Annotated in this window: 23 protein-coding genes; 17 read left to right on the top strand and 6 right to left on the bottom strand. The window is 72.2% G+C overall.

Annotated elements, in window-relative coordinates; genetic code table 11:
- Nucleotides 1–30 precede the first annotated feature (30 nt).
- The 6 genes from ACNAYW_RS01620 (at nt 31) to ACNAYW_RS01645 (ending at nt 8,653) form a co-directional block, all read left to right on the top strand.
- Entirely contained in the window at nt 31–1,317 is a 1,287-nt protein-coding gene (locus tag ACNAYW_RS01620) for an aminotransferase class I/II-fold pyridoxal phosphate-dependent enzyme (protein ID WP_415848009.1), read from the top strand.
- 28 nt (nt 1,318–1,345) lie between these two features.
- Entirely contained in the window at nt 1,346–2,650 is a 1,305-nt protein-coding gene (locus ACNAYW_RS01625; protein ID WP_415848010.1) for a glycosyltransferase 87 family protein, read from the top strand.
- Nucleotides 2,640–3,863 (top strand): threonine/serine exporter family protein, encoded by a 1,224-nt coding sequence (locus ACNAYW_RS01630; protein WP_415848011.1) that lies wholly within the window; start codon nt 2,640–2,642, stop codon nt 3,861–3,863. Before ACNAYW_RS01625 ends, ACNAYW_RS01630 begins: the two co-directional genes overlap by 11 nt.
- Before the next feature lie 65 nt (nt 3,864–3,928).
- Nucleotides 3,929–5,398: an alkaline phosphatase gene (phoA, locus tag ACNAYW_RS01635; RefSeq protein WP_415848012.1), complete on the top strand. Its 1,470-nt coding sequence runs from the start codon at nt 3,929–3,931 to the stop codon at nt 5,396–5,398.
- Between the two features lie 238 nt (nt 5,399–5,636).
- Nucleotides 5,637–6,215: a hypothetical protein gene (locus ACNAYW_RS01640; protein ID WP_415848013.1), complete on the top strand. Its 579-nt coding sequence runs from the start codon at nt 5,637–5,639 to the stop codon at nt 6,213–6,215.
- 77 nt (nt 6,216–6,292) lie between these two features.
- Nucleotides 6,293–8,653: a DNA polymerase III subunit gamma and tau gene (locus ACNAYW_RS01645; protein ID WP_415848014.1), complete on the top strand. Its 2,361-nt coding sequence runs from the start codon at nt 6,293–6,295 to the stop codon at nt 8,651–8,653.
- A 30-nt stretch (nt 8,654–8,683) separates the two neighbouring features.
- On the opposite strand, the gene ACNAYW_RS01650 is transcribed toward ACNAYW_RS01645, so the two are convergent.
- Complete coding sequence (locus ACNAYW_RS01650) at nt 8,684–9,985, bottom strand: class I SAM-dependent methyltransferase (RefSeq protein WP_415848015.1); 1,302 nt, start codon at nt 9,983–9,985, stop codon at nt 8,684–8,686.
- A gap of 1 nt (nt 9,986) precedes the next feature.
- Nucleotides 9,987–11,438, bottom strand: coding sequence for an FAD-binding oxidoreductase (locus ACNAYW_RS01655; protein WP_415848016.1), 1,452 nt, complete (start codon nt 11,436–11,438; stop codon nt 9,987–9,989).
- Nucleotides 11,439–11,573: 135 nt separating this feature from the next.
- On the opposite strand from ACNAYW_RS01655, the gene ACNAYW_RS01660 reads away from it, so the two are divergent.
- Complete coding sequence (locus ACNAYW_RS01660; RefSeq protein ID WP_415848017.1) at nt 11,574–12,023, top strand: SRPBCC family protein; 450 nt, start codon at nt 11,574–11,576, stop codon at nt 12,021–12,023.
- Between the two features lie 28 nt (nt 12,024–12,051).
- Nucleotides 12,052–12,999 (top strand): pseudouridine synthase, encoded by a 948-nt coding sequence (locus ACNAYW_RS01665; protein ID WP_415848018.1) that lies wholly within the window; start codon nt 12,052–12,054, stop codon nt 12,997–12,999.
- A 24-nt stretch (nt 13,000–13,023) separates the two neighbouring features.
- Here the strand turns inward: ACNAYW_RS01665 and ACNAYW_RS01670 are convergent, their stop codons facing one another.
- On the bottom strand, nt 13,024–13,848 hold the full coding sequence (locus ACNAYW_RS01670; protein ID WP_415848019.1) for an Rv3717 family N-acetylmuramoyl-L-alanine amidase: 825 nt from the start codon (nt 13,846–13,848) through the stop codon (nt 13,024–13,026).
- A gap of 94 nt (nt 13,849–13,942) precedes the next feature.
- Between ACNAYW_RS01670 and ACNAYW_RS01675 the strand changes: the two genes are divergently transcribed.
- From ACNAYW_RS01675 to ACNAYW_RS01700, 6 genes are read left to right on the top strand one after another with little or no spacing between them, the layout of a single operon-like run.
- The gene (locus ACNAYW_RS01675; protein WP_415848020.1) at nt 13,943–14,251 is read left to right on the top strand and encodes a YbaB/EbfC family nucleoid-associated protein; all 309 of its coding nucleotides are present in this window, start codon (nt 13,943–13,945) and stop codon (nt 14,249–14,251) included.
- A 10-nt stretch (nt 14,252–14,261) separates the two neighbouring features.
- Nucleotides 14,262–14,909, top strand: a complete 648-nt coding sequence (gene recR / locus ACNAYW_RS01680) for a recombination mediator RecR (RefSeq protein WP_415848021.1) — start codon at nt 14,262–14,264, stop codon at nt 14,907–14,909.
- Between the two features lie 4 nt (nt 14,910–14,913).
- Entirely contained in the window at nt 14,914–15,462 is a 549-nt protein-coding gene (locus ACNAYW_RS01685; RefSeq protein WP_415848022.1) for a uridine kinase family protein, read from the top strand.
- A 32-nt stretch (nt 15,463–15,494) separates the two neighbouring features.
- Entirely contained in the window at nt 15,495–16,091 is a 597-nt protein-coding gene (locus ACNAYW_RS01690) for a DinB family protein (RefSeq protein ID WP_415848023.1), read from the top strand.
- 9 nt (nt 16,092–16,100) lie between these two features.
- Nucleotides 16,101–16,589 carry an SRPBCC family protein gene (locus ACNAYW_RS01695; RefSeq protein WP_415848024.1) on the top strand — a complete coding sequence of 163 codons (489 nt, stop codon included), beginning with the start codon at nt 16,101–16,103 and terminating at the stop codon, nt 16,587–16,589.
- Between the two features lies 1 nt (nt 16,590).
- Nucleotides 16,591–17,115 (top strand): methylated-DNA--[protein]-cysteine S-methyltransferase, encoded by a 525-nt coding sequence (locus ACNAYW_RS01700; RefSeq protein ID WP_415848025.1) that lies wholly within the window; start codon nt 16,591–16,593, stop codon nt 17,113–17,115.
- Nucleotides 17,116–17,332: 217 nt separating this feature from the next.
- On the opposite strand, the gene ACNAYW_RS01705 is transcribed toward ACNAYW_RS01700, so the two are convergent.
- Both ACNAYW_RS01705 and ACNAYW_RS01710 read right to left on the bottom strand, forming a co-directional pair.
- Nucleotides 17,333–18,040, bottom strand: a complete 708-nt coding sequence (locus tag ACNAYW_RS01705) for a type 1 glutamine amidotransferase (RefSeq protein WP_415848210.1) — start codon at nt 18,038–18,040, stop codon at nt 17,333–17,335.
- Between the two features lie 26 nt (nt 18,041–18,066).
- Nucleotides 18,067–19,308, bottom strand: a complete 1,242-nt coding sequence (locus ACNAYW_RS01710) for a Mur ligase family protein (RefSeq protein WP_415848026.1) — start codon at nt 19,306–19,308, stop codon at nt 18,067–18,069.
- A 38-nt stretch (nt 19,309–19,346) separates the two neighbouring features.
- On the opposite strand from ACNAYW_RS01710, the gene ACNAYW_RS01715 reads away from it, so the two are divergent.
- Complete coding sequence (locus ACNAYW_RS01715) at nt 19,347–20,093, top strand: class I SAM-dependent methyltransferase (protein ID WP_415848027.1); 747 nt, start codon at nt 19,347–19,349, stop codon at nt 20,091–20,093.
- On the opposite strand, the gene ACNAYW_RS01720 is transcribed toward ACNAYW_RS01715, so the two are convergent.
- Nucleotides 19,980–20,975, bottom strand: a complete 996-nt coding sequence (locus tag ACNAYW_RS01720) for an EamA family transporter (protein ID WP_415848028.1) — start codon at nt 20,973–20,975, stop codon at nt 19,980–19,982. The two genes, ACNAYW_RS01715 and ACNAYW_RS01720, sit on opposite strands and share 114 nt — an antisense overlap.
- A gap of 139 nt (nt 20,976–21,114) precedes the next feature.
- Here ACNAYW_RS01720 and ACNAYW_RS01725 point away from each other — a divergent pair, with 139 nt between their 5' ends.
- Nucleotides 21,115–21,837 carry an SDR family oxidoreductase gene (locus tag ACNAYW_RS01725; protein WP_415848029.1) on the top strand — a complete coding sequence of 241 codons (723 nt, stop codon included), beginning with the start codon at nt 21,115–21,117 and terminating at the stop codon, nt 21,835–21,837.
- 22 nt (nt 21,838–21,859) lie between these two features.
- Complete coding sequence (locus tag ACNAYW_RS01730) at nt 21,860–22,750, top strand: LysR family transcriptional regulator (RefSeq protein WP_415848030.1); 891 nt, start codon at nt 21,860–21,862, stop codon at nt 22,748–22,750.
- Nucleotides 22,751–22,772: the final 22 nt, after the last annotated feature.

Below are 22,772 nucleotides of genomic sequence, written 5' to 3' on the forward strand. Positions count from 1 at the left end.
GGGCCCGAGAATCCGCCGGAGGCGCACCCGATGTCCACGTACGTGTCCCTGAGTCAGTCCGAACTCGCCGACGTCCACGCGAAGCTGACGGGGCTGTTCGAGACGCTGAAGGCGCAGGGGCTGAAGCTGGACCTCACCCGCGGCAAGCCCGCCCCCGACCAGCTCGACCTGTCGAACGGGCTCCTCGCGTTGCCGGGGGAGGACGACTACCGCGCCGCGGACGGCACCGACACCCGCAACTACGGCGGCCTCGCCGGTCTTCCCGAGCTGCGCGCGATCTTCGGCGAGCTGCTGGGCATCCCCGTCGCGAACCTGTACGCGCAGAACAACTCCAGCCTCGAGATCATGCACCGCCTGATCACGCTTGCGTGGATCCACGGCACCGTCGACGGCGAGCGTCCGTGGGGCGCCGAGGAGAAGGTCACGTTCCTCTGCCCCGCCCCGGGCTACGACCGGCACTTCGCGATCACGCAAGAGTTCGGCATCGAGATGATCGTGGTGCCGCTGAACCCCGACGGCCCCGACATGGCCGTGGTCAAGGAGCTCGTGGCGAACGATCCCTCGATCAAGGGCATCTGGACGGTCCCGAAGTTCGCCAACCCCACCGGCTCGGTGTACTCCGAGGAGATCACCCGCGAGCTGGCGTCGATGCCCACCGCCGCGCCCGACTTCCGGATCTTCTGGGACAACGCCTACGCCGTGCACCCGCTGGTGGGCGACGCACCGTCGGACCCCGACATCCTGGGCCTGGCCGCCGAGGCCGGCCACCCGAACCGGCCCTACGTGCTGGCGAGCACCTCGAAGATCACCTTCGCGGGCGCCGGCGTCAGCTTCTTCGGCGCGTCCGCCGAGAACCTGGCCTGGTACGGCAAGTACACGGGCCTGACCTCGATCGGCCCCGACAAGGTCAACCAGCTGCGGCACGCCCGGTTCTTCGGCGACGCCGAGGGCGTGCGGTCGCACATGCGCAAGCACCGCGACCTCATCGCGCCCAAGTTCGCACGCGTCCTGGAGATCCTCGAGGACCGGCTCGGCGCGGCGAAGGTCGCGTCCTGGAGCGAGCCCACGGGCGGCTACTTCATCAGCCTCGACGTGCTCGACGGCACGGCCGGGCGGACCGTCGCCCTGGCGAAGGAGGCCGGCATCGCCCTGACCGCCGCCGGCGCCACCTTCCCGCACGGCGAGGACCCGCACGACCGGAACATCCGGCTCGCGCCGACCTTCCCGTCCATCGCGGAGCTTGAGACCGCAATGGACGGCGTGGCGACCTGTGTACTCTTGGCTTCTGCTGAAAAGCTGATGTCGCAGCCCGAGTAGGGCGCGCCTGAGCAGGAGGATCGCGCCGGTGGCGGACGAGAACAGCCGGCGGTTCCCCCGGCAGTGGTGGGTGCTGGCCCTTTTCGCGGTGTCCGCGGGGCTGGCGGTCTGGCAGCAGTTCGTCCGGATCCCGTTCTCCACGCCGATGTACGGGCTCTTCCACAACCAGATCGACGCCGAGGTCTACCGCAAGGGCGGCGAGATCGTCGCGCACGGGGGCGACGGGCTGTACGACGGTCCGCTGCTCAACGGCATCCTGCCCTTCACCTACACGCCCTTCGCCGGGGTGCTCTTCGTGCCGCTGAGCTGGATGTCGACCGACGTGCTGCGGTGGGTGTGGTCCATCGCGGTGCTGCTGGCGCTGCTCGCCTGCATCCTCATCGCGTTCCGGCTCGTCGGCTTCGTCCGCGACGGCCGCGTGTGGTTCGCGGCGATCTGCCTGACGCTGGTCGCCACTGTCCTCGAGCCCGTGCGCACGACCATCTGGTTCGGCCAGATCAACGTCTTCCTCATGCTGCTCCTGCTGTGGGACCTCGGCCGGCCCGCGGGCGCGCGGTTCAAGGGCTTCAGCATCGGCATCGCCGCGGGCATCAAGCTGACCCCGCTGTTCTTCCTCGCGTACCTCGTGGTCACCCGGCAGTGGCGGGAGGCCCGCACCGCCCTGGTGACGTTGGCGGGCACCGTCGTGATCGGATTCCTGGTGATCCCGCAGGAGTCCTGGCAGTACTGGTCGGGCACCTTCCTCGACGCGAACCGCGTCGGCGAACCCAACCAGGTGGGCAACCAGTCCATCAACGGGCTCATCGCCTTCCTGACGGACGCGGAGAAGCCGTCGACGGTCGTCTGGCTGGCGGTCGCCGTCCCGGCCGCGCTCGCGGGCCTCGCTATCGCGGCGTGGGCCTACCGCCGCGCCGAGGTCCTGCTCGCGGTCACCGTCGTGGGCCTCACGGCCTGCGCGGTCTCGCCCTTCTCGTGGGGACACCACTGGGTGTGGATCGTGCCGCTGCTCGTCCTCCTGATCGGGCGCGCGCTGCTGACCGCCGACCCGCGGCGCCGGGTGCTGGCGCTGGTCGCGGCGGCCGCGCTGGTCGCGGCCACCTTCATCTGGGTCACGTACTTCCCGACCCTGCAGCCGACCGGCGTCGAGGACGTCCACGACACCTACGCGATCGGGATCTTCCTGCGGCCGATGGACAATCCCGTGCTCAAGGCGCTGGCGGGCGGCGTCTACGTGTGGATCTTCGTGGCCACGCTCGTCGGGTCGGCCTGGTACCTGCGGAGCACGGACGGGTCCGTGCCGGCGAGCGCGGAGCCGGCCGCCCGTGCAGCCTGACCGGGTCGACGACGACCGCCGCCTCCTCGCCTATCTCGGCGCCGCGATGATCGCGGGCGGCCAGCCCGTGCACGAGGTGGAGGACGAGCTCAAGAGCGTCGCCACCGCGATGGGGCACCCGCTCGCGCAGATCGGGGCCACGCCCACGGGGCTCACCCTGGGGCTCGAGCCCGGCGCCGCCGCCACCTTCGAGTCCGTGGACGGGCCCCTGCGGCTCGACCAGTCGGCCGTCGTCGCGGACGTCCGACGGGGCCTCGTCGCTCGGACGCTCTCGGTCGACGAGGCCTTCGCCCGGCTCGGCACCCTGCGCTCGCTGCCGCACCATTACCCGCAGTGGGTGCAGGACGTCTCGTGGCCGGTGATCGCCATCGGCATCGCGATGCTGCTGCAGCCCGGATGGCCGAACGTCGCCGCCGCGGCGATCGGCGGAGTGATCGTGATGCTGCTGGTCAAGCTCGCGGGGCGGGTGCGGCTCGCGGCGACGCTGCTGCCCACGATCGCGGCCTTCACGGTGGGGGCGGGGGTGTTCGCCGCCGCGCAGGCCGGGTGGCTCGACGGTCCGCTGCGCACCCTCCTCGCGCCGCTCGCGGTGCTCCTCCCGGGCGCGCTGATGGTGACCGGGATGTCGGAGCTGGCGGCGGGCGCGATGGTCGCGGGCAGCGCCCGGCTCACCTTCGGCACGGTGCAGCTGCTGATGTTCTCGCTCGGCATCCTCGCCGCGACGACCGCGCTGGGCGTGGGGCCGGAGCTGCTGGTCAACGAGCGCGTGAACCAGCTGGGCTGGTGGGGCCCGCCCGTGGGCCTGGCGCTGATCTGCGTGGGAGTGTGCCTCAACGAGGGGGCCTCGATGCGGCTGCTGCCGGCCATCGGGCTGGTCGTGGCCGCCGCCTTCGGCGCCCAGATCGCGGGGCAGCACGTCTCCGGGGCGGTGCTCGGCGGCTTCCTCGGCGCGATCGCCGGCAGCCTGGGCGCCTCGCTGGTGGCCTACCTGCGGCCGCAACTGCCGCGCCTCGTCGTTTTCCTCCCGGCGTTCTGGGTGCTCGTGCCGGGCAGCCTCGGGCTGCTGTCGGTCACGTCGGTGGGGATCGATCCCGAGCAGGGCGCGCGCACCGTCGTGGACGTGGCCGCCGTGATCTGCGCGCTCGCGCTGGGCCTGCTGTTCGGTTCGGCGGTCGCGCAGGCGGTAATCGCGCGGGCGGAACGGACTCGTTAGTCACGATCACGAGAAGTTCACCCGGCCATCGAGATATGTTCACATGCGCATGTTTCGCTGCAGCAATGACGAATCTCGGTAGGGCTAAGACTCGGACGGCGCTGGCCGTCAGCGCGGTGGCGGTGCTCGGCATGGTCGGTGCGTGCGGCAGCAACGACGGTGGCCCGGGCACGTCCGGCGACACCGCCGCGAAGGTGGAGATCAACCGCCAGGCGGCCGGCGACGTCACCGCGCACGGCGGCGCCAAGCGCCTCGCCGGCGACCAGACGCAGGCGATCGCCGAATCGATCCAGCGCGCCAATGCCAAGAACGTGATCCTCGTGATCGGCGATGGCACGGCCAACCAGGAGCTCACGCTGGCCCGGAACTACGAGTGGGGCGCGGGCGGGAAGATCCCCGGCATCGACGAGCTCCCCCTCTCGGGCGACTACACCACCTACGCGCTGGACAAGAACACCAAGAAGCCCGACTACACCACCGACTCCGCCGCCTCCGGCACCGCGTGGTCCACCGGCACCAAGACCTACAACGGCGCCGTCGGCGTCGACGTGAACGGCAAGCCGCAGCGCTCGATCCTCGAGATCGCCAAGGCCAACGGCCGCAAGACCGGCAACGTCACCACCACCGAGCTGCAGGACGCCACCCCGGCCGTCCAGGTGGCGCACGTGGCCCAGCGCAAGTGCTACGGCCCCGTCGCCACCAAGGAGAAGTGCAGCTCGGACGCGCTGGAGAACGGCGGCCTCGGGTCGATCACCGAGCAGCTGATCGCCGCCCGCGCCGATGTCACCCTCGGCGGCGGCTGGAAGACCTTCCAGGAGACCGCCACCGCGGGCGAGTACCGCGACAAGACCCTCGAGGCGCAGGCCAAGGAGCGCGGCTACCAGATCGTGCGGTCGGGGTCCGAGCTCGATGCGATCTCCTCCGCCGGCCAGGACAAGCCGGTGCTCGGCGTCTTCGCCGACGGCAACCTGCCGCGCCTGTGGGACAAGGCGACCGCCACCAAGGAGGGCGGTAAGGAGCCGGCGGTCACCTGCGCGCCCAACCCCGCGTTCGGCGCCACGCCGAAGCTCGCCTCGATGACGAAGAAGGCCATCGACCTCCTCAAGGGCGACAAGGGCTTCTTCCTGCAGGTCGAGTCCGGCTCCGTCGACAAGGCCAACCACGACGCCGATCCCTGCGGCCAGATCGGCGAGACGGTGCAGTTGTCCGAGGCCGTCACCGCGGCACTCGAGTTCGCCAAGCAGGACAAGGACACCCTGGTCATCGTCACCGGCGATCACGCGCACACCAGCCAGATCATCGAGTCCGGCACCGTCACGCCCGGTCTCACGCGCACGCTCAACACCAAGGACGGCGGCGTGCTCACCGTCAACTACGGCACGTCGCTCGACCCGGGCGAGGAGCAGCACACCGGCGGCCAGGTGCGCATCGCCGCGTACGGCCCCGGCGCCGCCAACGTCGTGGGGCTGACGGACCAGACCGATCCGTTCTTCTACATCACGGACGTCCTCGGCCTGGACCGCGACAAGAAGTAAGCAGGTGGGGCCGTTCGATCATCACGACGTCCTCGGCCTGGATCGCGACAAGAAGTAAGCAGGTGGGGCCGTTCGATCATCACGACGTCCTGGGCCTGGATCGCGACAAGTAGTAGCACCTCCGATCGTGNGGCGGCCCGGATCCGTTCCGGGCCGCCGCCCGCGTTCTCACCCTTCTCCGCCGACGGTCCGCCCGCTACCGTGGGTGCGGACGCAAACGTCGAGGGGGAGGGCCCACATGTATCCGAACGCAGTGCCGGTGCCACGCATCTATCGCGCGCTCGCGCTGATCCAGGCGGTGATCGCCGCGCTCACCCTGGTGGGCCTGGTGATCTGGTGGATGGCGTCGTACTCGTCGACGACGGACGACTACGACTACGACAGCGACCTCGGCGGGATGTTCTTCGTTCTGCTGGCGCCCACGCTGGTCCAGGTGGTGCTGCTGTTCGTCCCGCTCATCGGCCTCGCCGTGTTCGTCGCGCGCGGCTCACTGCCCGCCCGCGTCGCGAGCTGCTGCATCTGGGGCGTGATGCTGCTGCTGGGGCTCGCCGCGGTGCAGGTGCACCCGGCCTACGTCCTCGTGCTCTTCGTCGCGCTGTGCATGCTGCTCGCGCTGTCCTTCGCCGCCCGCCTCGGCGGCGCCCGCCCGGCGGGACCTCCGATGCCGGGGCCGGGCGGTTTCGCGCCCCCGCCGCCGTACCCGACGGGGCAGTTCCCAGCGATCCCGCCGCACCCGAGCGGGCAGTTCCCCGTCGATCCGCCGCACCCGTCGGGCCGTTTCCCCGCGAACCCGCGGCAGGAGGACGAGCGGCCGTGACGAGGCCGTCCGCCGGACGTGCGGACGGTGCCGGAGCGAGCTGCGCCGCTGTCGGACCCTCCCGGTAGCCTGGCACCGTGGCTCTCTACCGCAAGTACCGTCCAGCGACGTTCGCCGAGGTCGTGGGGCAGGAGCACGTCACCGAGCCGCTGAGCACGGCGCTCGATTCCGGACGGGTGAACCACGCGTACCTGTTCTCGGGCCCCCGCGGCTGCGGCAAGACGTCGTCGGCGCGCATCCTGGCCCGCTCGCTCAACTGCGAGCAGGGCCCCACGAGCACGCCCTGCGGCGTCTGCAACTCGTGCGTGGCGCTCGCGCCCGGCGGCCCCGGCAACCTCGACGTCACCGAGATGGACGCCGCCAGCCACGGCGGCGTGGACGACGCGCGCGAGCTCCGCGACCGCGCCTTCTACGCCCCCGCCGAGTCGCGCTACCGCGTCTTCATCGTGGACGAGGCGCACATGGTCACCCCGCAGGGCTTCAACGCCCTGCTGAAGATCGTCGAGGAGCCGCCGGAGCACCTCATCTTCATCTTCGCCACCACGGAGCCGGAGAAGGTGCTCACCACCATCCGCTCCCGCACGCACCACTATCCGTTCCGGCTGCTCGCGCCCAACGTCATGCGGCCGCTGCTGGAGAAGATCACGGGTGCCGAGCACGTCGCGGTGGAGCCCCAGGTGTACCCGCTGGTCATCCGCGCGGGCGGCGGGTCCCCGCGTGACTCCCTGTCGATCATGGATCAGCTGCTCGCCGGTGCGGGGCCGGAGGGCGTCACCTACCAGCGGGCTCTCGGCCTGCTCGGCGTCACCGACACCGCGCTCATCGACGCCGCGGTCGATGCGCTGGCCACCGCCGACGGCGCGGCCCTGTTCGGCGCGGTCGAGCGGGTGATGGAGGCCGGACACGACCCCCGCCGCTTCGCCACCGACCTGCTCGAACGCCTCCGCGACCTCATCCTCCTGCACACCGTCCCCGACGCCGCCGATCGCGGGCTCATCGACGTGCCGCAGGACGTGCTCGAGACGATGCGCGGGGAGGCCGCGAAGCTCGGCCTCGCGACGCTCACCCGGTGCGCCGAGGTCACGCACGCCTCCCTCGCCGAGATGCGCGGCGCCACCTCGCCGCGCCTGCTCCTCGAGGTCATGTGCGCCCGCATGCTGCTCCCGGCCGCCGAGGACTCGCAGGCCGCGCTGCTCCAGCGCATCGAGGCGCTCGAGCGCCGCCCGGCCGGCACCGTCGTCGACGGCGCCGCGCCCGCCACCCCGGCGTCCGTCGCCGCTCCGGGCGGGGCGGGTCCCGCCGCCGGTGCCGCCCCGTCGTCCGACGGTCCGCCGTCCCGTTTCGTCCGGCCGAGCCAGAAGCAGGCGGAGCCCGCGGCCGCGCCGGCTGCGGCCGCTGCCCCCGCATCCGCGCCGGTGGCGCCGCCCGAGCCGTCGCCGCAGCCGGCCGCCTCGGCACCCGCGACCCCTGCGGCGGTCACTCCGCCCGTCCAGCAGGCACCGCCTTCACCGCCGACACCGCCGGCGGAGCCGGCTCCGGCAGTCGAGCCTGCGCGAGCGGTCGAGTCCGCTCCGGCGGCGGAGTCCGCACCGGCCGAGCCGACCGCGGCCGAGCCCGCACGGGCCGTCGAATCCGAGCCCGTGCTGCACCGGCCCGAGCCGGACCCGGAACCCGTCGCACCGTCGCGCCCCGCTGAACCCGTCGCACCGTCGCGCCCCGCCGAACCCGTCGCTCCGCCGCGCGCAGCGGAGCCGGAGCCCGTGCCTCCCGCGCCGGAGCCCGAGCGCGTCCCGGAGCCGGAACCCGCATCCGCACCGGCGGCGCAGGCACCGTCGGGCCCCTCCGTGGAGGAGGTCCGCACGGCGTGGCCCAAGGTGCTCCGCGCCGTCAAGGACCGCAGCACGGTGACCTTCGCGCTGATGCCGAACGTGCAGGTGCTCGGCCTCGCCGGCGACGTCCTGCATCTCGCGCTGCCGATCCCCGCGCTGCTGAGCCGGTTCAGCGATCAGCAGCACGTGGGCAACCTGCGCGACGCCGTCCGCGAGGTCTTCGGCACGCAGTGGAACGTCGAGGTCGGCGACGGCAGCGGCGCCCGCGCGCAGGGCGCGCCCGCCGCCCCGGCGCAGCAGCAGCGCCCGGCCGCCGAGCAGCGGAAGGCGCCGCCCACCTTCGAGCGTCGCAGCCGCGCAGGCGATCAGCGACCCGACCCGCGGCCGGCGGGCCGGGAGAACCGCGCGCCGTCGCACCACGACGACATCCCGCTCCCGCCCGAGCCGGACCCCGAGCCGGCGCCGGTCGAGGAGGTCTCCGAGGAGGAGATGATCGACGCGGCGCACCGCGAGGACGCCGTCTCCGGCGGCACCAGCGCGCCGCGTCGCGATCCCGACGAGATCGCGCTGGAACTGCTCAAGAACGAACTCGGCGCCCGCCCCATCTGAGCGGGACGAGCGCCGGGTTCCGGTGTCGGACTACGCGTCCCACCAGGGGCGCAGCGGCAGGTCGCCCGCGCCGCCCTTGGCGTCCAGCTTCACCGCCAGCACCTGGTGCAGCTGGACGACGTTGCGCTCGAAGCCCAGTCGCGATCCGGCCATGTACAGGCCCCACACGCGCGCGGTGCCCAGGCCCACCTCGGCGACGGCCTCGTCCCAGTTCTCGACCAGGTTCTTGCACCACTCGGCGAGGGTGAGGGCGTAGTGCTCGCGGAGGTTCTCCTCGTGCCGCACCTCCATGCCGCCGATGTCCTGGATCGCGGCGATCACGCGGCCGGACCCGGTGAGCTCGCCGTCGGGGAAGACGTAGCGGTCGATGAACTGGCCGCCCTTGCCCGACAGCTTGTTGTCGTGCCGCGTGATCGTGTGATTGAGCAGCAGTCCGCCGGTCTTCAGCTTCTCGCGCAGCGAGGTGAAGTACGACGGGTAGTTGTGCACGCCGATGTGCTCGGTGAGGCCGATCGAGCTGATCGCGTCGAACTCGCCCTCGGGCACGTCGCGGTAGTCGCTGTAGCGCACTTCGGCGAACTCGCCCAGGCCCTCCGCCTCGATCGCGGCCTGCGCCCACTCCGCCTGCTCCTTCGACAGCGTCGCACCGATGACGTGCACGCCGCGCCGGGCGGCGTAGCGCACCATGCCGCCCCAGCCGCAGCCGACGTCCAGTAGTCGGTCGCCCGGCTTCAGGCGCAGCTTCTCGAAGACGAGGCGGTACTTGTTCTCCTGCGCCTCCTCCAGCGTCGCATCGGAATCCGGGTAGCAGGCGCAGGTGTAGGTCATCGACGGCCCGAGCACGAGTTCGTAGAACCGGTTGGAGACGTCGTAGTGGTGGTGGATCGCATCGGCGTCGCGGGTCTTGCTGTGCCGCAGGCCCTCCGCGATCCGACGCCAGCGGGGGATCGCCTCCTGCGGCGGCGGGGCGATCGGGATCATGTGCTCGGCGCCCACCGAGCGCGCGATCTGCGCGATCAGTCGCGGTCCCGGCTTGGCGAACTTCAGGTCGTCCGACAGGGCGCGCAGCGCCTCGTAGGGGTCCCCGGGGGGTGCGCCGGTGAGTTCCAGGTCGCCGGCGATGTACGCCCGGGCGAGCCCCATGTCGCCGGGGGCCGTTGCGAGGTACGTGGTTCCGCGCGGGGTGAGCAGGTCGAGGCCGTAGGGCGCGTCGTCCGGGCCGGCCGACGAGCCGTCGTAGGCCTTCACCCGGATGGCGAGCTTCCCGCCCGCCACCTTCTCGATGATCTCGGCGAGGCTGAGCTTGGGGAGATGCTCAGTGGATCGCGTCAATTCACTGCCTCCTGACTGTCTTGTCGTACAGCCCCAGCAGGCGATCCTCCGGGTCGTAGCGGGACTTGTACTTCTCCAAGTGGATTCCGCCGTAGAGCTCGTCGAATTCGGCGCGCTCGTAGAAGGCCTCGGAGTACAGGGACTTGTGTCCACCCAGCTCCGACACCTTCTCCTCGATGAGGCGGTTCGCCCGGCCCTCGATCTGGCCGGGTTGCTTCGGGACCGCGGACCAGAAACCGACGTTCACGTAGGTCTCGCGGGGTTCCAACGGGTACAGGGGCCACGGCCGGTCCGGATCGGCGCCGGGCGGGAGCGGATCGCGCAACCGCAACGGGCACAGCCAGATCGGCTCGATGGGGATCTCGTCGAGGAACCATTCGAGGAAGTCGACGGTCTCGTCGATGTGCACCTCGATGTCCTGCACCACGCGTTCGCCGGGCGGCTCGCCCTTGCGCGCGGCGAGTCGGTCGCCGATGTCCCACCGGCGATCCAGCGCCACCAGCTTCCAGTAGAAGCTGCTGCGCAGCAGGTGCTTCGGCCAGAGGCGCCGCACCTTCGGGTTCTGCGCACCGAACGCGCGCGAACACCAGAACCAGTCGGTGTCCCAGCGCCACAGGTAGTCGTGCGTGGTGAGTCGGTCGCGGATGATCCCGTCGTCGTGCTGGATCGACCGGTAGTAGATCTCGCGGCCCGTGTAGTCGCTGAGCGGGCCGGGCTCGTCGGTCTTGCGGCCGAGCACCAGGTAGGACTCCGCGGCGGAGAAGACCACCCCGTCGAGGTAGTCGACGGCCTCGCCCTCGTACTCCCGCGCGTCGACGATGTCCGCCATCGTCTCCTGCAGGTCGTCGAGGGTGTGGAAGCGCACGTGCCGCAGCTCGACGTAGCGCGCGACGGGCTCCAGGGCGACCGTCAATCGCGTCGAGTAGCCGAGCGTGCCGTACGAGTTGGGGAAGCCGAAGAACAGCTCCGCGTCCGGCCCGTCGGGCGTGGCCGTCACGACCTCGCCGGCGCCGGTGAGGATGTCCATCGACAGCACGGCCTCGTGCGGCAGGCCCGCGCGGAAGGAACTGGACTCGATGCCCATGCCGCTCACGGCGCCGCCGAGGGTGATCGTCTTGAGCTGCGGCACCACCGTCGGGGCGAGGCCGAACGGCAGCGTCGCCGCGACGAGGTCCTCGTAGGTGCACATGCCGCCCACGTCCGCGGTCCGGGCCTCGGGATCGATGGAGATGACGGCGGCCAGGCCGGAGACGTCGAGTCCGGGGGCGCCGGTGGCCGCGCGGGCGCGGAACAGGTTGGAGGTCTTCTTGGCCAGGCGGACCCGCGCGCTCGGCGAGATGGCGCGGTAGCTGTCGCGCAGCCTCGCGAGGCCCTCCTGGTAGGCGGCTTCGCCTGCGATCGGGACCGTCGACGGGGTTCGCGCCGGCGGGACGTTGCGAGCACTCACGATCATCGACGCTATACCCCTCGGGCGCGACGCGCGCGGGCCGTTACCGATTGGTTAGGCTGGCATCGAACACGTCGGCGGTGCCGACATCCACGCCTCCGACCTCGTCGGGGGCACCGATACTCAGAGGATCGAAGTACGTTGGCCCAGGTAACCGCCACAAAGTCCATCACCATCGCCGCCGCGCCCGAGAAGGTCCTGGCGGCCATCGCGGACTACACCCGCCGCGCCGAGATCCTGCCCCCGAACTACCGCGAGTACCGCGTCGTCGAGGGCGGCCAGGGCTCGGGCACCGTCGCCGAGTGGATCCTGCAGGCCACCGAGAAGCGCTCGCGCGACGTGCGCGCCACCGTCACCGTCGACGGCGCCACGGTGACCGAGACCGACGCGAACAGCTCGATGGTCACCACGTACCGCGCCGTCGCCGCGGACAGCGCGGGCGAATCCACCACCGCCACCGTCACCACCACGTGGCAGGGCGCCGGCGGCATCGGCGGCTTCTTCGAGAAGACCTTCGCGCCCAAGGGGCTCGGCCGCATCTACGACGAGCTGCTCACCAACCTCAAGGTGCAGGTCGAGTCCAACGGCTAGGCGCCCCCGGCGGCACCGCGGAGCGCCCGTGGCGCCGCTGCCCCTGCGGGACGGCGTCGACCCGACGCGGCTCGTCATCGCCGAGGAGGAGGCCGGGCGCTCGCTCGGCGAGATCCTCGAGGCCCGCTTCCCGGGCACCGCGGAGTACGTCGCGCGCGAGAGCGCGGCCGGGTGCGTCCTCGGGTCCGACGGCGCGCCGCTCGGGCCCGGGGCGGTGCTCGCCGCGCGGCAGGCGGTGTGGATGTACCGCGAGCTGCCGGTCGAGATCGACGTGCCCTTCCCGATGCCGGTCCTGTACCAGGACGAGCGGATCGTGGTGGTGGACAAGCCGCACTTCCTGGCCACCATGCCGCGCGGAGCCCGTGTCGTGCAGAGCGCCCTGGTGCGGCTGCGCCGCGAGCTCGACGAGCCGCTGCTCTCGCCCGCGCACCGGCTCGACCGGCTGACCGCCGGCGTGCTGTTGTTCACCCGGGATCCCGCGGTGCGCGGCCCCTACCAGCAGCTCTTCGCGACCGGCGGCGCACGCAAGGAGTACGCGGCGCTGGCCCCGATCCGGCGTGACCTCGACCTGCCGACCGTCGTGGAGTCCCGGATCGAGAAGACGCCGGGCATCATGCGGGCCTACGAAGTGGACGGCCCCGTGAACGCGCGCTCGCACGTGGAGCTGGAGGCCGAGGTCCGGGACGGGCGGGGCGGCACTGTCGGGCGGTACCGGCTGCGCCCGGAGACGGGCAAGACGCACCAGCTCCGGCTGCACATGTCGGGCCTGGGCGTGCCGATCGTCGGGGACCCGCTGTACCCGGAGCCGCGCGAGTTCGTGGACGGCGACTTCTCCGACCCGCTGCGCCTGCTGGCACGCACGCTCGCGTTCACCGACCCGGTGGACGGGACTGAGCGCGAGTATGTGAGCGGGCGGGAGCTGACGGTCGTGAATTCGGCGGCTCAGCGCATCAGGAAGCCGGATTCGGCTTCGTAGCCCCGAATTCGGCCGGATTCACGACTACCGGGTCTGCGGCGCGGCGAGGTAGGCGGCGAGCCCGGCGCCGATCGCGTCGGCGAGCCGCTGCTGGCCGTCGGCCGATTCGAGCAGCTTCGCCTCGGTCGCGTCCCGGAGGTTGCCCGCCTCGACCAGCACCGACGGCACCGTCGCGAGGTTGAGTCCGGCGAGGTCCGAGCGCGGGTAGAGGCCGCCCGACCCGATGTATGTGGCGGGCGTGAAGCCACCCGCGACGAGCGCGTCCCGCATCTTCGCGGCATACGCGGGGCTCGCGGTCTGCTGCGCGGGGTTGAGCGGCGGCGAGGAGAGATTCACGTGAAACCCGCGGTTGCCGGGGGCGGAGCCGTCGGCGTGGATGCTGACGGCGGCGTCGGCGCCCCACTTGTTGGCGGCCTCGGCGCGGGCGTCGATGCACGACGCGACGGACGTGTCGTCGTTGCGGGAGAGCATCACCTGCGCGCCCGCGGCCGTGAGGGCCTGGTAGAGCTTGTACGCCACGGCGTAGTTGAAGGTGTGCTCGGGAACCCCGTTCACGCTGGTCGTCCCCGTCGTCTGGCAGGGCTTGGTGCCGCCGCGGCCGGTGGGGACCTGCTTGTTGATCGAGTCGTCGTTCGCCCCGTTGTGGCCGGGATCGACGAAGATCTTCTTCCCGCTCAGCGCACCCGCGGTGAGTGGCGCCGCGTTGTTCACGAGGGCGGGCCCGGCGGGCGATAGGCTGGAGGGCGCGGCCGCGTTCCGCTGCTGTCCTGCGTCACCGATGGTGCAGCCGGAGAGGACCAGTGCGGGGAGCACGGTCGCGGCTAGAAGGGCGGAACGGCGGTTCGTCACGGATCGCACTGTACCGCCCCAACCGGCACAGCGGTAACACAAGTAACACGAATCGGACATAGCGGGTCACCTGACCGGCGGAGGGAGACGGCACATGCAGCCCGGAGGCTCGATGGAAGACCTGATGGCACAGGTCGGCGCGATGCAGCAGCAGCTCATGGCGGCCCAGGAGGAACTCGCGGTCACGACGGTCGAGGGCCAGGCCGGCGGCGGCCTCGTCACGGTCACCGGCACCGGCGACGGCCAGGTGAAGTCCGTGACCATCGACCCCAAGGTGGTCGACCCGGAGGACGTCGAGACCCTGCAGGACCTGGTCCTCGGTGCGCTCTCGAACCTGGCGGAGAACACCGCCGCCGTCGCGCAGCAGAAGATGGGGCCGCTGGCCGGCGGCCTGCCCTTCTGACGGTCGGCACGTGTACGAAGGACCCGTTCAGGAGCTGATCGACGAGTTGGCGAAGCTCCCGGGGGTGGGGCCGCGCGGCGCGCAGCGCATCGCGTTCCACCTCCTGGGGGTGCAGCCCACCGACATCGATCGGCTCACGAACGCGCTCACCCGCGTGCGCAACGACGTGCGCTACTGCGAGGTGTGCGGCAACGTCTCCGCCGAGACCCGGTGCCGGATCTGCTCCGATCCGCGCCGCGACGCCTCCAAGATCTGCGTGGTCGAGGAGGCCAAGGACGTCCAGGCCGTCGAGCGCACCCGCGAGTACCGCGGGCTCTACCACGTCCTCGGCGGCGCGTTGAACCCGATCAAATCGATCGGTCCGGACAAACTGCGGATCCGCGAGCTGCTCGTCCGGCTCGGTACCTCGGTCGACGGCGTCGATGTCGACGAGGTGATCATCGCGACCGATCCGAACACCGAGGGCGAGGCCACCGCGGCCTTCCTCGTCCGGATGCTCAAGGACTTCCCCGGTCTCACCGTCACGCGCCCCGCCGCGGGCCTGCCGATGGGCGCCGAGCTCGAGTTCGCCGACGAGCTGACCCTCGGCCGCGCCATGAGCGGCCGCCGCTCGCTGTCCGAGCCGCCCCGCGTCCTCGAAGAGACGCCGCCGAGCTGAGCCGATGGACGCCGCAGAGCTGTTGGCCCGGTTGGGCGCGCCCGAGGGCATCGTCGCGATCGACGGTCCCTCCGGGGCCGGCAAGTCGACCTACGCGCAGCGCCTCGTCGGCGATCTCCGGGCCGACGGTGCCCGCGTCGCCCTGATCCGCACGGACCACTACGCCGCCTGGGACGACCCCGTGTCGTGGTGGCCGCAGCTCGTCGCCGAGGTCATCGACCCGCTGGTGCGCGGCCGCGACGCCTTCTATCGCCCCATAGTCTGGCGCGACGGGGTGCCGACGCCGGGCGAGGAGCTGCGCGTGCCCCGCGCCTCGCTCATCGTGGTCGAGGGCGTCTCCAGCGCACGCCGTTCCTTCGCCGACCGCCTGTCGCTGGGGCTCTGGCTGGACGGCGGTACCGCCGAACAGCGACTCGAGCGGGCCGTGGCGCGGGACGGGGAGGAGTCGCGCGCCGAGCTCGTGCGCTGGCAGGAGTTCGAGCGCGGCTGGTTCGCGGTCGACGGCACGCGCGAGCGCTGCGTCGTCGTCGAACCCCGGGCGGTCGGGGCGTAGAACCTGTCGGTGCGGTGTGGCACCGTCGGGGCATGGCAGATCCGTCGCACGACGCGGCCCTCAAGGCCGACATCCAGCACTACCTGGACCAGGCGCGCGACGCGCTGATCTGGAAGCTCGACGGCCTCGGCGAGTACGACCTGCGGCGGCCGCGCACGCCCACGGGCACCAACCTCCTCGGGCTGATCAAGCACTGCGCGATGGTCGACTCGGGGTACCTCGGGGGCTGCTTCGGCCGGCCCTTCTCGCACCCGTTCCTCCCCGATCCGGAGTCGCCCGATCACCTCCCGGACGACGATCTGTGGGTGCGGGCCGACGAGCCGACGGCGGCGATCGTCGACCTGTTCGCCCAGTCGCGGGCGCACGCCACCGCGACCCTCGCCGAGTTGCCACTCGCGGCCACGGGCACGGTGCCGTGGTGGGGAGAGCGGGGCCGGTCGGTCACGCTGCACCGCCTCGCGATGCACACCTTCTTCGACCTCGACCGGCACGCCGGGCAGGCCGACATCGTCCGCGAACTGATCGACGGCGCGGCCGGTCTGCAGCCCGGCAACACCAACCTCCCGGACGGCGTCGATCGGGTCGCCTACCGCGCGAAGATCGAGGCCGCTGCGCGGGCCGCGGAATAGGATCACAGCATGCGCCTGCGCGACCATCCGATCATCGAGGTCACCCGGAAGCTCTCCTGCAGCCCGGAGGAGGCGTGGCGTCTCGTCACCGACATCACGCTCCCCGCGCGGGCCGAGGGAGAGCTGCTGCGCGCCGAGTGGCTCGACGGTGCCGACGGCGTCGCCGTGGGAGCGCGGTTCCGTGGGCACAACGCCGACCCCGAGATCGGCGAGTGGTTCACCGAGCCCGAGGTCACCGAGCTCGAGGAGGGCCGGCGCTGGGTCTGGCGCGTGGGCCCGGCCGGTGATCCGCTGGCCACGTGGGGATTCGAGGTCGAACCCGCCGAGGGCGGCGCGCTGGTGCGGCAGTGGGCGCGCGCCGGCACGGGGGCCTCGCCTCTGAGCGAGTACATCGCGGAGCACCCGGAGCAGGAGGCGCAGATCATCGACTTCCGCCTCGGCCTCTGGCGCGACTACATGACGGCCAACCTCGACCTCCTCGCGCGCGAGGTGGGCTGACGTGCCCGCCGGGTTCGCCCTCTTCGACACCGCTGTGGGGCGGTGTGGGATCGCCTGGGGCGCCGACGGTGCCGTGACCGCGGTCCGGCTGCCGGAGGAGTCCGACGAGGCCACCGCGCAGCATCTCGGCGAGGGCGCGGAGCCGGCCGCGCCGCCGCCCGCGATCGAGCGGGTGATCACGGCCGTCGTCGACCTGGTCTCCGGCGCGAACCTCGACGACGACCTCGGCTGGGTGCCCCTGGACATGCAGGGGCTCACCGACTTCCAGCGCTCCGTCTACGACGTGGCCCGCCGGATCCCGCCCGGCTCCACCCGCACGTACGGCGAGATCGCCACGGAGATAGGGCTTCCCGGCTCCGCGCGCGCCGTCGGCCGGGCGCTGGGCGAGAACCCCTTCCCGCCGGTCGTGCCCTGCCACCGCGTGACCGCCGCGAACGGCAGGACGGGCGGCTTCTCCGCCGGCGGCGGGGTCACGACCAAGATGCGCCTGCTCTCCACCGAGCAGGCGGTGCTCGGCCTCTGGTGACTACTCCGCGCCCGGCGAGACGACCGGCAGCCCCTCTGCTCGCGCCGCGTCGAGCAGGCATGCGTCCGGCGCATGGCTCGCTCCGGAGAAATGCGCTCTGAACTGGTCAAACGAAGCCATGCGCGGCACGCATGGCTTCTCGGGGAGACATGCACCTCAACTCGTTCGGGCCCTCAGCCGCGCCCACACGGGCAGGGCACCGTCCGCCGCGCAGGCACTACTTCCGCAGGCGCTCGCGCCGCAGCAGATCCACGTCCGGCAGGTCCAGCGGCGCGAGCGAACGCCCTGTCGCGCGGGCCAACAGGTAGTCGGCCAGCTCCGGGTTCCGCGCGAGGGCCGGGCCGTGCATGTAGGTGCCGAGCACGCTGCCCTGCACGACCCCGTCGACCGCGGCGCCCGCACCGTTGCCCGTGCCCCGGACCACGCGCATCAGCGGCGCGGCGTCCGGGCCGAGAGCCGAACCGCCGCGGTGGTTCTCGAACCCCGTGAGCGGAGCGGAGAGCCCGTCGATCAGCGGCACGCCCTCGATCTCGCCGATCGAACGGGTCGCCTGCGGTGTCGTGGTGAGGTCGAACAGCGAGATGCCGTCCACCCGCTCGCCCTCGGACGTCTCGTACCAATGGCCGAGCACCTGGATCGCGGCGCAGATGGCCAGCACGGGCGCGCCCTTCGACGCCGCCTCCTGCATGCCGGGGTACTGGGTGAGGTGCCGGGTGGCGAGGCGCTGCGCGTAGTCCTCGGCCCCGCCCAGGGTGTAGATGTCGCACGTCGCGGGCACCGGGTCGGCCAGCGTGATCGGCAGGACCTCGGCGTCGATCCCGCGCAGCCGCGCGCGCTGGCGCAGCACGAGGGCGTTGCCGCCGTCGCCGTAGGTGCCCATCACGTCGGGCAGCACCAGGCCGATGACCAACGTGGATTCGGTGATCCGGGCCTCGGATCCGGAGAAGTCGATCACGCGCGCCGCCCTTCCAGTGCCGTGTTGAGGTCGCGGAACGCCGTGTAGTTCGCGAGCACCTCGACGCGCCCGGGAGGGCACGAGGCGATCGCCGCGAGCGGATCCGCCACGAGGGAGTGCTCGGCGCCGGCGTACGTCAGCCGGACGGCGAGGTCGGCGCCGCGCTCGCCGGACGCCACGACCTTCCCGTTCTCGAACCGCTCGAACTGCACGTCCCACAGCCAGGAGAGGTCCTCGCCGTCGGGCACCTGCCCGTTCACCGCGATCACCAGGCCCTCGGCGGTGCCGTCGATCATCGACATCGCCTCCTGCCAGCCGGCGGGATTCTTCGCCAGCAGCATCCGCACGGTGTGCTCGCCGACGGTGACCGTCGCATACCGTCCGGCGACCTCGCCGACGGTGCCGACGGCCTCGACCGCTGCCACCGGGTCGGCGCCCATCGCCACGGCGGCGGCCACGGCCTGCGCGGCGTTGCCGCGGTTGGCGCGGCCCGGCAGGCGCAGCGTGAGCGGGGCGACGAAGCCGTCGGGTCCGTAGATGGAGGTCTCGTCCACCCACCAATCGGGCTCGGGCCGGGAGAAATCGGTCCCCGTCGAGTACCAGTGGGCGCCGTCGCGGACGATGGGCTCCCCCGAGCGGGGGCACGAGGTGGAGTCGCTGGTCCAGCCCGCGCCGGCAGCGACCCAGACGACGTTCTTCGCGTCGTACGCGACGGAGGTCACGAGCACGTCGTCGCAGTTGGCGATCACCGCGAGCTCGGGGTGCGCCTCGACGCCCGCGCGCAGCCGGCGCTCGATGGCGTTGATCTCGCCGACCCGGTCGAGCTGGTCGCGGGACAGGTTCAGCAGCACCAGCGCCTCGGCACCCGTCGCGTCCAGGACGTGCGGGACGTGCAGCTCGTCGACCTCGAGGGCCGCGAGCGGCGCGCGCCGGTGCGCGGTGAGCGTGGCGACGATGCCGGCGTCCATGTTGGCCCCGTCGGCCTGGGTGGCGACCTCACGGCCCAGCGTGCCGAGCGCGGCGGCGGTCATCCGGGTGGTGGTCGACTTGCCGTTGGTGCCGGTCACGACGACGGTCCGCTTGCCGGCGGCGAGCCGGGACATGAGGTTCGGTTCGATCTTGAGTGCGACGAGGCCGCCGATCATCGAGCCCTTGCCGCGTCCGGCGCGCTGCGACGCCCAGGCTGCGGATCGGGCGGCGAGCAGCGCCGCGCGGGCGCGGAGGGGGAGTCCGGGCATGCGCTCCAGGATAGGGCACCCCGGCCTACCCTGGACTCATGCCCGAACTCCATGAAGATCGGCGCCGCGCCCTCTCCTTCGGGGCGATCGCCGACGCCTACGACCGGCTCCGTCCCCGCTACAGCGACGTCACGCTCGACGCCGTCGCGACCGCGGGCGCGGCCCTCGACGTCGGCGCGGGCACGGGCATCCTCGCCCGGCAGCTCCGCGACCGGGGAATGGACGTGCTGGCCGTGGAGCCCGACGGTGCCATGGCCGACGTCGCGCGCGCCTCCGGCGTGCCCGCCGAGGTCGCGACCTTCGAGGAGTGGGACGCGCGCGGCCGGACCTACGACCTGGTCACCTTCGGCCAATCCTGGCACTGGGTCGACGCCGACACCGCGGTCCCGCGCCTGGCCGGCCTGCTCAACCCGGGCGGTCGCGTCGTCCTGCTCTGGAACAGGCTGCGGCCGACCGCACCGTCGAACGACGAACTGCGGGCCGCGAGCGAGGACTACGTGAACGTCGAGGCCGCGGGTGCGGGCACCCCGCACGACCAGATGTACCGGATGGCCGAGCTCCGTGGCCGGTTCGAGGCCGCGGGGTTCACGGTGACCGAGCGCGAGGACTCCTGGACCGAGACGCAGGAGAAGGACCGCTGGCTCGACCTGGTCTTCACCTACTCGGGCCACTCAACCCTGCCGGACGACCGCCGGATCGCGTTGCGCGCCGCGCTCGCCGAGGTCATCGGCGACGGTGACGTCGAGCTCGCCGCCGGCACCATCGCCCTCATCGCCGAGCGGTAGCGGCGCGGGCTTGCGCAGCATCCCCAGCAGGCAGCCGGTGATCACGATCGCGGCGCCCGTCAGCGCGAGCGCCGTCGGATGCTCGCCGAGGACCACCGCGCTCGCGGCGATGCCGACCACCGGGACCAGGAGCGTCGCGGGCGCGACCGTCGACGCCGGGTAGCGGGCCATCAGCGAGCCCCACAGCCCGTATCCGACGACGGTGCTGAGGATCGCGATGTACGCGACGCCCAGCAGCGCGAGGCGGCCGTCGGCGCCGTCGAGGCTGTGGGCCAGGGCCTTCCAGCCCGTGGTGGGGCCCTCGATCGCGGCGCTGAGCGCCAGCATCGGCAGGGGCGGGATCACCGACATCCACAGGGTGAAACGGAAGGGCTCCGACGGTGCCGCCAGCCGCTGCCCGATGTTGCCGAACGCCCAGCTGAGCCCGCCGAGCAGCGTGAGGATCACGCCGAGCACCCCCACCCCGGCCGCGGCGTCCGCGCGGTCGGCGATGATCAGGCCCATGCCGACGACGGCGATGCCGATGCCGGCGACCTGCCGGACGGTGAGCTTCTCGTGGAGCAGCACGGCGCCGAGGAGAACCGTGAACGGGGCGGAGGACTGCAGCACCAGCGATGCCAGGCCCGTGGGCATCCCGATGTGCATCGCGGTGAACAGCAGGCCGAACTGGAAGGTGCCCGAGCCGATGCCGTAGAGCAGCAGCCATTTCACCGGTCCCTTCGGCGGCCGCACGAAGAGCAGCACCGGCAGCGCCAGCACGAGGAAGCGCAGCGCGCCCAGGAACAGGGGTGGGAAGTAGTCGAGGCCGTAGCGGATGGCGAGGAAGTTCAGCCCCCAGAGCACGACGACGGTGAGGGCGACGAGGCGGTGGCGGGGGGTCATGCCCTCCACTGTGCTGGCCCCTGAACGGAAGGACAATCGAATACTTCTTGACCGTCCATTTAGCTTGACTACATGGACCTGGAATCACGCGGCGCGGAGCACTGCCGCGCGCGGGGGCGTGGTCGTTAGATTTCGCGGCATGACCTTCGCGCTGCGTGACCGTACCGTCGTACTCATTGGGGGAGGCAGCGGAATCGGCCTGGCCGTCGCCCGTCTCGTCGTGGCCGACGGCGCCCGGGTCGTGCTCGGGGGACGCTCGCAGGAGCGGCTCGACGGTGCGGTCGCCGAGCTCGGTCCCGCTGCGACGGCGCGGACCGTGGACACTGCGGATCCCGACTCGGTGGAAGACTTCTTCGCCGAGGTCGAGGCGGTCGACGCGCTGTTCACCACGGCGGCCACCTACACCGTCGGGTCGTTCCGGGATCTTCCCGTCGAGGATGCGCGCAGTCCCTTCGAGTCGAAGTTCTGGGGCCAGTACCGCGTGGTCAGGGCCGCGCTGCCGAAGCTCACCGCCGACGCCGCGATCGTGCTCACCTCGGGTGCGGACAGTGTGCGTCCGGCGGGCCCGGCGGCTCCCTACGTCGCTGCGAACGCGGCGATCGAGGGCCTCGCCCGCGGCCTGGCGGTCGAGCTGGCGCCCGTGCGCGTCACCGCGATCGCGCCGGGCACCGTCGACGGGAATCTCTGGGCGGGCCGGCCTCCGGAGGTGCGCGAAGCGGCCTTCGCGCACATCGAGCGCGAGGCCGTGCTCGCGAGGCCGGGGACCGAGGAGGAGATCGCCGCCGCAGTGGTCCACCTGTTCACGAACACGTACACGACGGGCTCGACGCTGTACGTCGACGGCGGGTACGCCCTGCGCTGAGGCCCGCGTACTCTCGGTGCGCATGGACGTGCACCGCTTGCGGATCCTGCGCGAGCTCGCCGATCGCGGCACCGTCGTCGCGACGGCGCGGGCGATGGACATGACGCCGTCGGCCGTGTCCCAACAGCTCAAGGTGCTCGCGCGCGAGGCGGGCGTCGACCTGCTCGAACCCGACGGCCGGCGGGTGCGCCTCACCGACGCCGGAATGGCGCTCGTGGTCCGCGCGGAGTCGGTCCTGGGCGAGCTCGACCGGGCCCGGGCGGAGATGGACCGCTACCGCTCGACGCCGATCGGCGTGGTCCGGTTGACGCTCTTCCCCTCGGCCGCCGAGCTCCTCCTGCCGGGTGTGCTGCGGCGTACTGCCGCGGCCGGGATCCAGGTGGCCGCCGCGGACGCGGACCTGCCCGGCACGGAACTGCCCGCGATGCTCGCCGACGCGGACGTCGTGGTCGCGCACCGCGACGAGCGGGCGGCGCCGCTGGGCGGTCCGCGGATCGCCTCCCGCGTCCTCATGCGCGAGCCGATCGACCTCGTGGTGCCGATGGACCATCCGCTCGCCGCAGTCGGCCGGGTCGACGCGTCGCAGCTCGCCGACCTGGATTGGATCAGCGTGCGGGACGGCTTTCCCGTCGACGACGTGCTCCGCTCCCTCGCGACGATCACGGGCGTGCAACCGCGGGTGGTGCAGCGGATCAACGACTTCCACACCATCCAGGCGATGGTCGCGGGCGGCCTCGGCGTGGCGCTCGTCGCGCGCCACGCGGTCACGCACCCCGGTGTGCGCGGCCTCGAGATCGTCGGCGTCCTCGCCGCCCGCATCCTCGAGGTCGCCACGCGGCCGGGGGCCGAGCGCCGGCCCGCGGTGGCGGCGGTGCTCCGCGCCCTCGACGAGGAGGTCGCGGCGGTGAGTTGACGGGCGCCGCCGATTCATCCCA

Origin of the sequence: Tsukamurella ocularis (assembly GCF_965138335.1) — a bacterium.
GTDB classification, from domain to species: Bacteria; Actinomycetota; Actinomycetes; order Mycobacteriales; family Mycobacteriaceae; genus Tsukamurella; species Tsukamurella ocularis_A.